At 65.2% G+C, this 14951-nt stretch carries 11 protein-coding genes; 3 read left to right on the top strand and 8 right to left on the bottom strand.

Going from position 1 to position 14951, the window contains the following annotated elements:
• Positions 1-141: 141 nt before the first annotated feature.
• The 4 genes from tal to AB4Y82_RS19405 form a co-directional block, all read right to left on the bottom strand.
• Positions 142-1101 carry a transaldolase gene (tal, locus tag AB4Y82_RS19420; protein WP_441604762.1) on the bottom strand — a complete coding sequence of 320 codons (960 nt, stop codon included), beginning with the start codon at positions 1099-1101 and terminating at the stop codon, positions 142-144.
• A gap of 36 nt (positions 1102-1137) precedes the next feature.
• Positions 1138-2442: an NAD(P)/FAD-dependent oxidoreductase gene (locus AB4Y82_RS19415; RefSeq protein ID WP_441604761.1), complete on the bottom strand. Its 1305-nt coding sequence runs from the start codon at positions 2440-2442 to the stop codon at positions 1138-1140.
• Positions 2443-2495: 53 nt separating this feature from the next.
• Complete coding sequence (locus AB4Y82_RS19410; protein WP_441604760.1) at positions 2496-4664, bottom strand: primosomal protein N'; 2169 nt, start codon at positions 4662-4664, stop codon at positions 2496-2498.
• A gap of 473 nt (positions 4665-5137) precedes the next feature.
• Positions 5138-6274, bottom strand: coding sequence for a DUF3667 domain-containing protein (locus tag AB4Y82_RS19405; RefSeq protein ID WP_441604759.1), 1137 nt, complete (start codon positions 6272-6274; stop codon positions 5138-5140).
• A gap of 139 nt (positions 6275-6413) precedes the next feature.
• Here AB4Y82_RS19405 and AB4Y82_RS19400 point away from each other — a divergent pair, with 139 nt between their 5' ends.
• Complete coding sequence (locus tag AB4Y82_RS19400; protein ID WP_441604758.1) at positions 6414-7781, top strand: MATE family efflux transporter; 1368 nt, start codon at positions 6414-6416, stop codon at positions 7779-7781.
• A gap of 127 nt (positions 7782-7908) precedes the next feature.
• Positions 7909-9771 carry a signal peptide peptidase SppA gene (sppA, locus tag AB4Y82_RS19395; protein ID WP_441604757.1) on the top strand — a complete coding sequence of 621 codons (1863 nt, stop codon included), beginning with the start codon at positions 7909-7911 and terminating at the stop codon, positions 9769-9771.
• 111 nt (positions 9772-9882) lie between these two features.
• Here the strand turns inward: sppA and AB4Y82_RS19390 are convergent, their stop codons facing one another.
• Both AB4Y82_RS19390 and AB4Y82_RS19385 read right to left on the bottom strand, forming a co-directional pair.
• On the bottom strand, positions 9883-10704 hold the full coding sequence (locus tag AB4Y82_RS19390; protein ID WP_441604756.1) for an ABC transporter ATP-binding protein: 822 nt from the start codon (positions 10702-10704) through the stop codon (positions 9883-9885).
• A gap of 58 nt (positions 10705-10762) precedes the next feature.
• Positions 10763-10981, bottom strand: a complete 219-nt coding sequence (locus AB4Y82_RS19385) for a hypothetical protein (RefSeq protein ID WP_441604755.1) — start codon at positions 10979-10981, stop codon at positions 10763-10765.
• Between the two features lie 92 nt (positions 10982-11073).
• Between AB4Y82_RS19385 and AB4Y82_RS19380 the strand changes: the two genes are divergently transcribed.
• On the top strand, positions 11074-11856 hold the full coding sequence (locus AB4Y82_RS19380; RefSeq protein ID WP_441604754.1) for an SDR family oxidoreductase: 783 nt from the start codon (positions 11074-11076) through the stop codon (positions 11854-11856).
• A 1456-nt stretch (positions 11857-13312) separates the two neighbouring features.
• Here the strand turns inward: AB4Y82_RS19380 and AB4Y82_RS19375 are convergent.
• Positions 13313-13942 (bottom strand): DUF4124 domain-containing protein, encoded by a 630-nt coding sequence (locus AB4Y82_RS19375; RefSeq protein ID WP_441604753.1) that lies wholly within the window; start codon positions 13940-13942, stop codon positions 13313-13315.
• A 24-nt stretch (positions 13943-13966) separates the two neighbouring features.
• Positions 13967-14911 carry a DegV family protein gene (locus AB4Y82_RS19370; protein WP_441604752.1) on the bottom strand — a complete coding sequence of 315 codons (945 nt, stop codon included), beginning with the start codon at positions 14909-14911 and terminating at the stop codon, positions 13967-13969.
• Positions 14912-14951: the final 40 nt, after the last annotated feature.

Below are 14951 nucleotides of genomic sequence, written 5' to 3'. Positions count from 1 at the left end.
AGCGCACCCTGTGCGCGACAAACCTACGGAGCGGTACACCGCAGCGTGGCTGTCGCGCACAGGGTGCGCTCCCACATGAGGTATCGAACAAAAAAAGCCCCGGTTTGCGCCGGGGCTTTTTTTATCGAAGCGGCGCGTCGATCAGCCGCCCAGCTTCTCCGCCAACAGCTTCTCCAGCTTGCGCTGATCCACAGCAAACTTGCGGATACCGTCGGCAAGCTTGTCGGTGGCCATGGGGTCTTCGTTGTGGCCCCAGCGGAATTGCGCTTCGGTGATTGGCTTGGGAGCCGCCTGAGTCGCACCGTTGTCATTGAGTGCGCGCTGCAGCGGTGCGCTGTCCTGGTCGAGTTTTTCGAGCAGGTCGGGGCTGATGGTGAGGCGGTCGCAGCCGGCGAGGGCCTGGATCTGGCCGATGTTGCGGAAGCTGGCGCCCATCACCACGGTCTTGAAGCCGTGCTGCTTGTACCAGCTGTAGATGCGGCGCACCGACAGCACGCCCGGGTCTTCTTCCGGCGCGTAGGTCTTGGTGGCGGTGTTGGCGACGTACCAGTCCATGATGCGGCCGACGAAGGGCGAGATCAGGAACACGCCGGCTTCGGCGCAGGCCACCGCCTGCTCGAAGGAGAACAGCAGGGTGAGGTTGCAGTTGATGCCGCGCTTTTCCAGCTGCTCCGCAGCGCGGATGCCTTCCCATGTGGAGGCTAGCTTGATGAGGATGCGGTCGCGCGACACGCCGTGCTCCGCATACAAGCCGACCAGGCGCTCAGCCTTGGCGATGGAGGCATCCACGTCGAACGACAGGCGCGCGTCCACTTCGGTGGAGACGCGGCCGGGCACGATGTCGACGATCTTGCGACCCACGGCGACGGCGAGGTGATCGCTGGCGTCCACCAATTGCTGTCCGCGCGAGTTGCTCTGGCCCTTGGCCCACGCCACCGACTCTTCGATCAGCGGCGCGAACTTCGGATTCTCGATGGCCTTGAGCAGCAGCGACGGGTTGGTGGTGGCATCCACCGGGCGCCAGCGGGCGATGGCTTCGATATCACCGGTGTCGGCGACCACGGTGGTGTACTGGCGCAGTTGTTCGAGTTGGGAAGACACGACGATATCCGGCTTGGAAAACGCTGATTGTCCACCCTAAGCGTCGCGCGGCAAAGTCGATTCTGAGGTGGTCCGCTCATCGATCCCGGTGACGATGCGGGCATGGCGCTGGTAGGTCCAGTACGCCCAGGCCCAGTCCAGCATCACCACCAGCCGGTTGCGGAAGCCGATCAGGAAGGCGATGTGGGCGATCAGCCAGACCCACCAGGCCAGCAGGCCCGAGAGCTTCACGCGTCCAAACTGGGCGACGGCGGCCATGCGCCCGATGGTGGCGAGCGAGCCGTCGTCGCGATAACGGAAGGGTTTTGTGGCGGTCTCGCCGCGCAAGCGCGTCTTGAGCGTGGCCGCGGCATGGTGCCCCATCTGCTTGGCGGCTGGCGCCACGCCGGGCACGGGTTTCCCGTCGGCCTGGGTCACGCTCGCCAGGTCGCCGATCACGAAGACTTCGAGATGGCCGGGCAGGCTGAGGTCCGGTTCGACCAGTACGCGTCCGGCGCGATCGACCGGCGCGCCAAGGCGGGCGCCCAGCGGCGAGGCCGCGACGCCGGCCGCCCACAGCACGGTGCGTGCCGGATACGGCGTTTCGCCCAGCATCACGCCGTGCTCGTCGATGGCGGTGACGGAGGTGTTCAAACGCACTTCTACACCCAGCTTTTCCAGCTGGCGCCTAGCCTTTTCGGTGAGGTCGGGGGCGAACGCCGGCAGCAGTTTCGGGCCGGCCTCGACCAGCAGCACGTTTGCCATGCGCGGATCGGCGCGACGAAATTCGCGTGGCAAGGTGTGGCGTGCGATCTCGGCGAGCGTGCCGGCAAGTTCTACACCAGTGGCGCCGCCGCCGACCACCACGAAATTGAGCCAGGCCTGCCGCTTCGCCGGATCCTCTTCACGCTCGGCGCGTTCGAACGCGATCAGCACGCGACGGCGGATGGTGAAGGCGTCTTCCAGCGTCTTCAGCCCCGGCGCATAGCGTTCCCACTCGTCATGTCCGAAGTAGGCATGCGTGGCGCCGGTGGCGACGATCAGGGCGTCATAGGGCAGTTCGCCTTGCGCGAGATGCACGATGCGACGATCGAGGTCGACGTCGAGCGCTTCGTCCATCAGCACTGTGACGTGTTTGTCCTTCTGCAGGATCTGCCGCAAGGGCGCCGCGATCGACGGCGCGGAAAGGCCCGCCGTGGCGACTTGGTAAAGCAGCGGCTGGAACAGATGATGGTTGCGACGGTCGATCAGCGTAACGCGGACATTGGCGTCGGCGAGTTCACGCGCAGCGGCCAGGCCGCCGAAACCGCCGCCGAGGATGACGACATGGGGACGTGGGTCGGACGATGCGTTGCCTTCCATCGGATGCTCCTACCTGAGGTGAGTATCGTGGAGGTCGCGCCGTCGTCGCCCGGTCAATAGAGATCGATCGGGTCCACGTCGAGCGACCAGCGCACGCGACGCGCCGAAGGCAGCGTCGACAATGCGGGATACCAGGGACGCAGAGCGCCATGCAGCGCGCCGCGCGTCTCCGCTTCAATCAGCAACTGCCCGCGATGGCGACCGGCGCGCAGCGGCATGGGTGCAGGCATCGGCCCGGCGAGCTGCAGCGGCAGGCCAGCCAGCGCCTGCGCCGCCTCGGCGAGGAAGGCATCGACGTGCTCGCGCTGGTGCGCATCGGCACGCAGCAGCACCTGATGTCCGTACGGCGGCAGCTGCACGGTGCGCCGTTCCTCGAGCAGGCTCTGCGCCGACGCGGCATAGCCTTGCGAGAGCAGCTGGCGCAGCAGCGGGTGATCCGGATGATGGGTCTGCAGCAGCACGCGGCCCGGTTTCTTGGCGCGGCCCGCGCGACCAGCCACCTGTACAACAAGTTGCGCGAGTCGCTCGCTGGCGCGGAAGTCCACGCTGAGCAAGCCCTCATCCACGCCGACGATGGCGACCAGGGTGAGGTTGGGCAGGTCGTGGCCCTTGGCCAGCATTTGCGTGCCGACCAGGATGGCGGGCTTGTCGTCGTGCAAGCCTTCCAGCAGTTGTTCGAACGAATCGCGGCGACGCGTGGTCTCGCGATCGATGCGCAACACCGGCACGTCGGGGAACTGCGCCGTCAATGCTTCTTCCAATCGTTCGGTGCCCTGGCCCTGCGGCTTGAGATCCGGCGCCGTGCATGAAGGGCATTGCGCCGGCGGGCGCGCGGTGTAATCGCAGTGATGGCAAATCAGCGCGCGACGCCCGGCATGGAAGGTCATCGGGTGCTCGCAACGCGGACACTCCGCGTGCCAGCCGCAGCTGTAGCACAGCAGCACCGGCGCATAGCCGCGACGATTGCGGAACACCAGCACCTGTTCGCCGCGCGCCACGGTGTCGCCCACCGCGGCGAGCAGGGCAGGCGAGAGACCGTGGTCGAGGCGTTGCGCACGCATGTCCACGATCTGCACCTGCGGTGCGCGCACGGCGCCCGGTCGCGCACGCAGATGCAGCGCGCGATAGCGGCTCGCCTGCACGTTGGCCAGCGATTCGAGCGAGGGCGTCGCGGAGCCGAGCACCACCGGGATATTCAGCGCACGGCCACGCAGTATGGCCAGGTCGCGTGCGTGATAGCGAAAGCCTTCCTGCTGCTTATAGGCGCTGTCGTGTTCTTCATCCACCACGATCAGGCCGGCATGCGGCAGCGGCGTGAAGATGGCCGAGCGTGTGCCAAGAATCACCTTGGCCTCGCCCGTCCGCGCGCGCAACCAGGCGCGTGCGCGATCGCCTTCGGCCAGGTTGGAATGCAGCACCTGCACGGCGACGCCCAGGCGATCGCGCAGCCGGCGCACGGTTTGCGGCGCGAGGCCGATTTCCGGCACCAGCAGCAGTGCCTGCTTGCCTTGCGCGATCACGTTTTCGATCAGGGCGAGATAGACCTCGGTCTTGCCGCTGCCGGTGACCCCGTCGAGCAGAAACGGCTGAAAGCGGCCGAGCGATTCGCCGATCGTCTGCACGGCCTGCTGCTGCTCGTCGCTCAGCGAGGGTGCTTCGGTGAGGCGGGGTGGTTCGGCGGCATTGGACTGGGTGCGTTCGATCAGGCCGGCCTGCTCAAGGCGTCGCGCCGCATCGCGCCAGCCGGGCAGCATCTCGTGCAGCAGCTCGGCGGTTTGCGGTCCGCGGGAAAGAGCATCGAGCAGGGCGCGACTGCCACCGCGTCGGCTGCCGGCATCCAGCGCGCTGCGTCCGCTCTCGGTGAGCGCCCAGGCTTCGTCATGCAGGTCCGGGAGCGGGCGATCCTCGCGCAAGGCCAGGGGCAGGGCATTGGCATAAGCCTCGCCGGGGGCGCCCAGCCAGTAATCGGCGGCACGGGCGAGGGTGGCCATCAATTCGGCGTCGAGCAAGGGGGCATCGTCGAGCACCCGCAGCACGCGCTTGAGCCGGCCATGACTCACGGCCGACTCCACGTTGGCTTCAACCACCACGCCCACCGACTTGCCCTTGCCGAACGGCACCAGCACACGGCTGCCCGCTACCGCCTCACCGCTGGCCGGCGGCAGATAGTCAAACAAGGTGGGCAGGGGTACCGGCAGGGCGACGCGAAGGACGGCGGGCATGAATACCTCTCGGCACAACAGTGTAACCGGGCCGTTCCACCCCGTCAGATATCAGCCGGATGAAACCCTCTCAAAATCTGTTTGAGGGCTTGGCCGCGGCTTGCAGGGTCTTGCTGCCTCGTCATCTAGGAAAGAGAGCTAAGTGACTATTGGCAGGGGTCTTTTGAGCTTATCCACAAGGTCTGTGGATAACTCTGTGGATGGTGCGTTGAGGGAGGCCTCTAGGGCGCATGAAAACGCCCTTCCGTACGCGCTGTTCAAGTTTTAGCCAGCAACTAAAGCCAAGTAAAAACAGCAACTTAAAATTTTCGCTATGGCGGGGTTCATCTAACTGCCACAGGCATGGGACTTGCCTTGACAGCCGTGTGACGCTGTGCAAAACCCCGCTTGAAAGCGCTTTTGAGGTGCCGCGAAACCGCGCCGCTGCGCGATTTGTGTGTGATTTGTGTCACAAAAGTTCGCGCGGCCGCGGACTAGTTGGCGATGCCCAGAACCGCGGCAAAGGTGAGCGCAAAAGTGGCCATGAAGGTGTAGCACCATCCGACGAACAGGTATTTCAGGATGGTCACGAACCAGCCCTGCCGGTAAACCCGCTTTTGCATGAGCAGCAGATAGGCCAGCGCCCACGCTCCGAGCCCCCAGGCGGCCAGGACAAGGGGCGTGCCCAGCCAGTGGGCGTGGGGCACCAGCCAGCCGTAGAGCAGATACACGCCCATGCCCAGCATCAGGGTCAGGAATAGAAAGGCGTGGCTGTGCAGGGCCACGATCAGGTGTTCCATGTAGAGCCGTCGCTTGAAGATATAGGTGAACTTCAACAACAGGGCGAACAGCGGCATCAGCACGAACATGGTCTGTGGCAGGACGTGGAACACCGCGGCGGTGATGCGCTCCTGCGCCTCCGCCGCGCGCTCGCCGCCGGCCTGGATGTCGGTGACATTGGCCCCGGCCCGCGCCACCGAACGGTTGAGACTGTGGTTGAGCGCTTCGGGCAGCCAGGAGATATGGATGGGCGTCGACTGCAGCGGAATCGATTCGAATTTGGTTTCGGCGACGCCCGTGTCGGTCAACGGCGATGCACCCAGCTGGGTCAGGCGATGGTTGGCGTGGTCGCGCTCGATGCTGAGCGGGCGATTGAAGTTCTTGCTGCCTTTCTCGTCGGACTGGCCGGCGGCCGCCTCGAGGTCCTTGCGCACTTGCGCGTAGTGCGTGCGAACCGCGCTGGGCGTGAGGTCGTGCGCAAATTGCCCGGTACCTTCGCTTGCCTCGCTGTGGACTTTCAGGATGTCCAGATTGCCCACCACCAGATGGCACATGAAGAACGCCAGCAGCGACAGCACGAACATCAAGCGGAACGGCGCCACATAGCGCTGCCGGCGGCCTGAGAAATACTCCAGCGTGAGGAACCCCGGACGCAGGAACAACGGGGGCAGGGTGTGGATCACGCGACCGTCCACATGAAGGACCAGGTCCAGCGTGTCTTCCACCATGTGATGCATGGGGCGCAGCACGGTGTGGATGGACTGCCCGCATTCGTGGCAGAACTCCCCCTGCATCGGCGCGCTGCAATTGGCGCAATGCACGCCTTCGAACGACACGATTTCCTTCTTCATGCGCCTCCCCCGGCAGAATCAGCGGGCGATCTTGGCACAAGCAGCCAGCGCAGACAGCTGCCGTGGGCTCGTTTCCCCAGCCGTTGTCGGAAGGCACGCAGCGGGCCTGCGCTAGAATGTGCGGCCAAGGAGTCTCTTTATGCTGTCTTTCCGCCCCGATCGCGCCAGGGTGGCGCGCGAGGTCGGCGCCACGGTGCGTCTTGCCCTTCCCCTGATCGCCGCGCAGCTCGGAGCGGTGGGTCCCAACGTCGTCGACGCCATGCTCGCGGGGCATCTGAGCGCGCACGTGCAGGCCGCCGTTACCACCTCGATGAGCATCTGGGCGCTGGCCCTGGTCAGTGGCCTGGGCATGATGATGGCGGTACCGCCATCGGTGGCGCAGCTGGACGGCGCCGGTCGTCGCCATGAGGCGGGGGCAGTGTTCGTGCAGGCGATGTGGCTGGCCTTGGGCATGGGCATCGTGCTGTGGTTTCTGGTGCGTCATGCGACGCCATTGATCGACTGGATCGGCGTGGTCCCTTCGCTGCGCGCGGACGTGACCCGTTTCCTGCACGCCATCAGCTGGGCTGCGCCCGCGTTGACGAGTTATTTCGCGATACGCGGCCTGTCCGAAGGCCTGTCGATGACGCGTCCCTCGATGTATTTCAGCTTTGGCGGCCTGGCGGTGCTGGCACCGCTGGGCTACGTGCTGATGTACGGCAAGCTGGGCCTGCCAGCGTTGGGTTCGCTGGGCAGCGGCATCGCCACCGCCACGGTGCTCTGGCTGGAAATGCTGGCATTCCTGTGGTTCGTGCTCAAACATCCGGCCTACAACGACGTCAATCTGCGTGGCGGGCTGGCTTGGCCCAAGCCAAAAATGATCCTCGAGCTGTTGAAGATCGGCGGCCCGATGTCGATCACCCTGCTCGCCGAGGGCGGCCTGTTCGTGGCAGTGGCGCTGGTCCTTGCGACGCTGGGCGAGACGGTGGAGGCCAGCCATCAGGTGGCGCTGAATGTGGCGACGGTGGCTTTCATGGTGCCGCTTGGCCTTTCGATGGCGATCACTGTGCGGGTAGGCAATGCCGTCGGCCGCGGTGATGCGCAGGGCGTGCGTTACGCCGGCCTTTGTGGCGTCGGATTGGCGGTCTGCGTGCAGATCGTCTCCTCGACCGTGATGCTGACCGTCCCTCACTTGCTGGCGCGCCTGTACACGCATGACGCGGCAGTGATCACGCTGGCGGTGCAGCTGATGGTGCTCGCGGGGCTGTTCCAGTTCCCGGACGGCATCCAGGTGACCTCCAACGGCGCGCTGCGCGGATTGAAAGACACCCGCGTGCCCATGGTGATCACCCTGTTCGCCTACTGGGGCGTGGGGATGCCGATCGGGTGGTGGCTTGCGTTCCACCATGGCATGGGCGCCCGTGGCATGTGGATCGGCCTGATCGCCGGTCTCACCGTGGCCGCCGTGCTGCTGCTCACGCGCTTCTGTCGCCGCGCGTTTCACCACCAGTGGCCGCTCCCCACCTGACCCAGGACTGAGGCTTTCGGCGCAGCCGGCGACCGCCAATGGCGGCAACCGCCATGTGCCGTTTGCCCCACATGACCTGCGCCCCGCGAACAGCTACGCTGTGATGGTCATCCTGAGGAACCAAGCAATGACGGAGCGCCGCCCCAACGGTTTTTGGGCCTTTCTCTGCGTCCTCGGGCGCGGCATCAACATCGTCAGGCTGACCATACTCAACCTGGTGTTCTTTGCGCTGCTGCTGATCGTGCTGCTGATCATCCTGGTCGGCTTTGCCGGCGCACGCACCGAGCACTTCATCCAGAGCGACAGCGTGCTGGTCATCCAGCCCAAGGGCGAACTGGTCGAGCAGTACAGCATCGAGCCGATGCAGCGTGCGCTGGCCAGCCTGTCGGGCAATCCGCCCAAGCAGATCCAGCTGCGCGACCTGATCGGCTCGATCGACGCGGCCGCCAAGGACTCGCGCATCACCCGCATCCTGCTCGAGCCCAGCGAGCTGCAGGGCGGCGGCTTTGCCGCGCTGCGCGAGGTAGGCGCCGCGCTCGATCGCTTCCGTGCCGCGGGCAAGCCCGTGATCGTGTGGTCGCCCAGCCTGGACCAGGGCCAGTACTACCTCGCCGCCCATGCCGACCGCGTGCTGGTCGATCCGCAAGGCGGCGTGATGATCACCGGCCTAGCCAACTACCGGCTGTTCTACAAGGACCTGCTCGACAAGCTGGGCGTAGACGTGCACCTGTTCCGCGTCGGCCAGTTCAAGAGCGCGGCAGAGCCTTACATCCTCGACCATGCCTCGCCCGAATCGAAGGAAGCGGACAGCTTCTGGATGGGCGGCCTGTGGGATACCTACATCAACGAAGTGGCCAAGCTGCGCAAGCTCGATCCGGCCACGCTGCGTCTGGACATCGACTCGCTGCCCGAGAAGATCGCCAGCGCCAAGGGTGACCTGGGCCAGCTCTCGCTCGACCAGCATCTGGTCGACGGCGTGGCCACGCCGGCCGAAGTCATTGCGATGATGCGCAAGGAAGGCGTACCCGCCGGCAAGAAGGGCGAGGGTTTCCGTCAGGTCTCGCTGCAGCGTTATGCCGATACCATTTCCGAAGACAGCTCGACGACGCCGGGCGTGTCGGTGGTGGTGGCCGAAGGCGAGATTTCCGGCGGCAAGCAGCCGCAGGGCACCGTGGGTGGCGATTCCACCGCGGCCTTGATCCGCGCTGCACGCGAAGACAAGCGCACCAAGGCGCTGGTCTTGCGCGTGAACTCGCCGGGTGGCGAAGTCTATGCGGCCGAGCAGATTCGCCGCGAAGTGGCGTTGACGCGCGAGGCCGGCATTCCGGTGGTGGTATCGATGGGCAACGTGGCCGCCAGCGGTGGCTACTGGATCTCGATGAATGCCGATCGCATCTACGCCGAGCCCAATACCATCACCGGTTCCATCGGCATCTTCGGCATGGTGCTCACCGTGCCCGGTACCCTGGACAAGCTGGGCGTGAAGAGCGATGGCGTGGGTACCAGCCCGCTGGCCGGCGCATTCGACATCACCCGTCCGCTGGATCCGAAGGTGGGTACGGTGATCCAGGCCACCATCGAAAAGGGTTACCGCGATTTCGTCGGCCAGGTGGCCAAGGCACGCGGCAAGCCGTACGACGCCATCGACACGATTGCGCAGGGCCGCGTGTGGACGGGCCAGCAGGCGCTGGATCGCGGGCTGATCGATCAGCTCGGTGGTCTCGGCGATGCCGTTGCCGACGCGCAGCAGCGCGCCAAGCTCGGCAAGAGCGCGCCGGTGCGTTATGTCGAGGAGCCGCTGGGCGGCTTCGAGCAGTTCGTGATCAGCCTCAATGAGAACGCGATGGTGCAGATGGTGCAGTCCTACGGCGTGCAGCTGCCGTCGTGGGTCGCGCATGTCGACGCGTTCGCACCGGAGCTCAAGCTGCTGCGCACGGCGCAGTCCGGTCGGCCGAACGTGTACGCCTATTGCTTCTGCACGCCGCGCTGAGTCGAACGATCCGCTAGTGGAGCCGTCGCCGGATTCCGGCGGCGGCTTTTTTTGCGATGGGCGTGCAGTGCGACTTGACGATGCCCGCCTCGCAGATGGACGGCTAAACGCCTACTCGATGGCGGCGCTGAAATAATCGCCGTGGCGTTCGACGCACACGGGCATGCCGAACGTATCCGAGAGCAGCGCGTTGGTGAGCACCTCGGCCTTGGCGCCTTGCTTGAGCAGCTGTCCATCGCGCAGCAGCACCACGTGCTGGATCTCGGGCAGGATTTCCTCCACGTGATGCGTCACCAGCAACAGCGTGGTGCCCTGGCGTGCGAGGCCGCGCAGGTTTTCCAGGAAGCGCCGGCGGCTTGCCATGTCCAGGCCCGCGCAGGGTTCGTCGAGCAGCAGCGCCTTGGGCCGGTGCACCAGGGCGCGCGCGATCAGCACGCGCCTCGCTTCGCCGGTCGAAAGGCTGGCCATCGAGCGGCCGAGCAGATGAGTGGCGCCCGCTTGTTCCAGCGCTTCTGCGGCGCGCTCGCGCATGGGCGGCGTGACGCGGTGGTCCAGGCCCAGCCGCTGCGCCGCGAAGAAGCTCGACAGCACCGCTTCGGAAACCTCCAGCGTGGCATCGCTGGTGCAGTCGTGCTGCAAGGACGGGGAAACGATGCCAAGCAGTCCGCGCAGATCGGAAACATGCCAGCGCTCACGTCCAAACACGTGCATGGCAGCCTGGCCGTCGCCGCGTGCGAGCGGATAGAGCTCGCGTGTGATCAGGCGCACCAAGGTGGACTTGCCTGCGCCGTTCGCACCGAGGATGGCGGTGTGTTCGCCCGCACCAATGCGCAGGCTGAAACGGTCGAGGATCAGCCGCTCGCCGCGCATGACGCTGGCATCGTCGATATCAAGCAGTGGAGCGGAGGCAAACTCGTCGTGATGGGCGTTCATGCCGACACCATGCACGTCCAGACGTCCACTGCCAAGTATCGAGTCCGGGATGGGTGGCTTACTGCTGGGCGGCGTCCAGTTGTTGCTGTTGTTTCTTCGCCTGCTCGTCCACCGTTTTCTGCACGTCGGCGGCGCGCTGCTTGGCCTTCTCCATGTCGTCCCAGGGCGTGGCAACGCGCGCGGTGCTGGCAGCGGCTGGCGCCGATACCGGTGCCGGCGGCTTGCCGGAGCAGGCGACCAGGGAGAGCAGGCACAGCAGGGCAGCGAGTCGTTTCATGCAGGAGCCTTGAGTCGGGTTGGAGTCGGTGTCGCGCCCATGGTAGCGGGCAGTGCTTGGCGGGAAACGTGGTCGCGTTCTAAGCTCGGCCCATGAACGCACGCATCGACGCCTGGCAGCTGCAGGGACACACCGCCTTGATCACCGGTGCCAGCAAGGGCATCGGCTACGCCACCGCCCGCGAATTGGCCGCGCTGGGCGCCAATCTGCTGCTGGTGGCGCGCGACGCCGACTACCTGGAGCAGGTGCGCGTGGAGCTGGTGGACGATTTCCCCGGCATCGACGTGCTGGCCTTTGGCGCCGATCTTGGCGAACAGGAAGAGCGCCTGGCGGTGTTCGACTGGATCGCCGATCTTGGCGCACCACTGTCCCTGCTGGTCAACAACGCCGGCGGCAACCAGCCCGCGCCGACCTTGGCCTATCGCGAGGACGACTACCGCGCGATCTTCGAACAGAACCTGTTCTCCGCCTTCGAGATGTGCCGTCTCGCCCACCCGCAACTGGTGCAGCACGCGAACGCGGCGATCGTGAACGTGGGCTCTGTTTCCGGCATCACTCATGTGCGCACCGGCTCGGCCTACGGCATGTCGAAGGCGGCGCTGCACCAGCTGACGCGCAATCTGGCGGCGGAATGGGCAGCTGATGGCATTCGCGTCAACGCGGTGGCGCCCTGGTATATCCGGACGCAGCGTTCCGAACCCGCGCTGGCGAATGACGAGTACCTGGATGAGGTGCTCGATCGCACGCCGTTGCGGCGGATCGGGGAGCCGGAGGAGGTGGCGGCGGCGATCGCGTTCCTTTGCCTTCCGGCTGCCAGTTATGTCACGGGGCAGGTGTTGGCGGTGGATGGGGGGTTTTTGAATTATGGGTTTTAGGGGGTGGTGTGTTGAGGATGAGGCGCTAGCGTTTGACGCTTTGACGCTTTGACGCTTTGACGCTTTGACGCTTTGACGCTTTGACGCTTTGACGCTTTGACGCTTTGACGCTTTGACGCTTTGACGCTTTGACGCTTTGACGCTTTGATGCTCTCAGCCCGTCGTCACTCGCCGGGCGGTTTCTTTCTCTTCATTGCTGCGAAAGCAGGAATCCAGTGACTTTGCGCCCGGTCGTCGCGTCATCGCGATCTGGCTCGCCTGCCGCGGGCTTTCGTGCCGCTGCCGCGGCCCGAGTTACTTTTCTTTGCTTGCCCAAAGAAAAGTAACCAAAAGAAAGGGCCCCCCGGATGACGCGCCTTCCGGGCCTATGGCCCTCCAGGTGCGCGGGCGGGTTRCGGGGTTTTTCGACAGGACATCCSTGTCCTGTCGAAAAACTGGCCGCATCCCTGCGGCCACCCTTCGGGCTTTCCTCCACCCGCCCGCCGCGTCATACGGGGACCCCGAAGGGCGAGAGCCTGATCAAGAGCCTGATCAAGAGCCTGATCAAGAGCCCAACGCTCGGCGTTGCGGGGCCGGYCGGTCTTTTGTAGGAGCGCACTTGTGCGCGACCAACCGGAGCGATGCACCTCGACGCTGCGGTCGCGCACAAGTGCGCTCCTACAAGGGTGACGCAGGTATGGGGATGGCGGATCAATCTTGCCGGCCGGCTCTTTGTGGGAGCGCACCCTGTGCGCGACAAACCTACGAAGCGGTACACCCCGGCGTGGCTGTCGCGCACAGGGTGCGCTCCCACAGACAAGCCAAGCGCCAGGCGCGCATCCAGTGCGCCATCTGTGACCCAAAGCCGATGCGCAGCGAGGCCCCGCGTTAAGTCCTCAGCGATTCGGGCGCGTTGCGCAGCGCAATGCAGTACCCGCTGTGTAGCCTCGGAGGTTGTCCCACAACGACGCACCTCAAGCGTTCGGGCTTATCCCAACACAATGCTGCGGGCGTTATCAGGCCATTCTCTTTGGGTTACTTTTCTCTTGGGCCAGCAAGAGAAAAGTGACTCGAGCGGCGGCAGCCGTTCGAAACGCCCGCCGCGCAGGCGGCACCCTGGCGGTAACGCGACAACTGAGCCATGCCGCTACTGCTTCCGGCCTGCACCGGAATGACGAGCAAAGGGGCGGCCTCCAGAGGAACGACGAGCAAATAAGCACGCCGCCCACTCGCGCGAACATCGCACCGCGAACCACACCCCCTCTGTCCACACCCCATGTGGATCACCACCCCACAACCCTGTGGATAGAACACCCAACCTCTCGCCACCACGCAAGTTTCAGCAACCTGCGCAAACATTCACCAACCACACGCAGTGTTTTCCACAGCCGTTGGGGAAAGCCTGGTAGCAACCCTGTGGACAACTCGCCACGCGCGTTGCGTGGCGCGCACTTGCATGACATTGCGCAAACTTTGCTCAGCAGTTCTGCAGTTGCGCGTGCAGTTCCTGTTCGCGTTGTTCAAGCGGTGGCTGGTCGCTCTTGAACGCGCGGCGGAGTTTGGTGGCGTTCTCGTCGAAGGCATCGCGCAGGGCGTGGCAAGTCTCTGCGCGCGTGAGTTCGCGGCATTGGTCCTGCACCCATACGTAGTGATTGGCGATCAGGCCGGGGGTGACGCGTCCGCGATTGAGTTCGGGGGCGGAGGCGCCGGCGGCGTTGGGTCCGCCGTAGACCTGCGATAGCGGCAGCGACCCCGCGCCGAGGATGCCGTAGGGCACCTGATAGGGCTGCGGATCGCCGTTATCGCTGAGGTAGGGCTTGCCATCGGTGGCGCGCACGCAGCCGTACATGAGGGGCAGCGCGGCCATGGGCTGCGGTGGCGCGGGCGGCGGCACGGGCTCGAAGGTTGGTGTGTCCGGCGTTGCGGGCGGCGGTGGCGAGATGGGCTGGGAATCGTCCAGCTGCAGTACCTGCTGGCGCTGGTTGGCGCTGCAGGGTTTGTCCTGGAAGGTGAGCTTGCCGCTCGCATCCGTGCATTGATACGCCGTGCCCGCCATGGCCGGCAGGCCAAGCAGCAGGAGTGAAGCGAGGATGCACAGGCGGATCATGCAAAACTCCTGAGGCGTGGTCGCTCAGAATTCGGCGACGTGTTCCTCGGCGGCAAAGCCGAGCGTCACGGCGCCTTCGCCGACGTTGACCATGCCGGTGATGCTCATCGGCGCTTCCATCAGTTCCACGCCGCATTCCTCGCAGGCGGTGCGCAGCGCCGCGTAGCCAGGCAGCTTGCCCAGTTCCGACAGATCGCCGCCGTAGCTCACGCACACCGCGGGTACCAACAGGCCGGCATGGATGCGCTTGGCGGTGTAGTTGAACAAGGTTTCCGCGCCATGCTCGAACCCGCGTACCTTGCCGACCGGGCTGGTCTCGCCGCGGTAGCCACGCAGCAACGGCTTGATGTCCAGCGCCGAACCGAGCATGGCGCTGACCAGGCCCACGCTGCGGTCGCCTTTCTTCTTGGCGCGCGCGCGCAGGTAGTACAGGTCGCGCGGCAGCATGTAGCCGTACGAATTATTGGCGATGTAGGTGAGGCGTTCGCGGATCGCCGCAGGTACTTCGCCGGCATCGATCAACCGCGTGGCTTCGACGATGGCCGGGCCCGATCCGGCGAACAATGTGCGGGTATCGATCACGCGCATCAGGAACGGGCCGGTGAGGCCGTTTTTCTCGCGCACCTCGCGGTAATGCTTCAGTACCGCAAAGCTGGCCTTGATCACGTGATCATTGATGGCGCTGCGCGTGGCCGTGATGGTGAGGCAGAACACGCAGTCCCGCTCCAGCACCAGCTTGTCGAGGAAGAGCTTTTGCACATCTTCGACGGAGCAGGGAATGGTCTCCGCCGAGTGGCTGCGACTGCCCAGCTTGCGATCCAGGAAGCGATGCAGCTCCACCTGGTTGCGGTTGTCCATGAAGATTTCATCGTCGATGCGGATGGTGATGGGCATCACCGCGATGTTGTGCTTCTGCAGAAATGCCTGCGGCAGATCGCAGGCGGCATCGATCGCTATACCCATCCGCATGATGTGACTCCCCTATGACAAGCGCGGCCAACATAGCACG

The sequence above is a fragment of the Dyella sp. 2YAF14 genome, assembly GCF_052114725.1.
Lineage (GTDB): Bacteria > Pseudomonadota > Gammaproteobacteria > Xanthomonadales > Rhodanobacteraceae > Dyella.
This window is presented reverse-complemented; position numbering and strand designations above follow the sequence as displayed.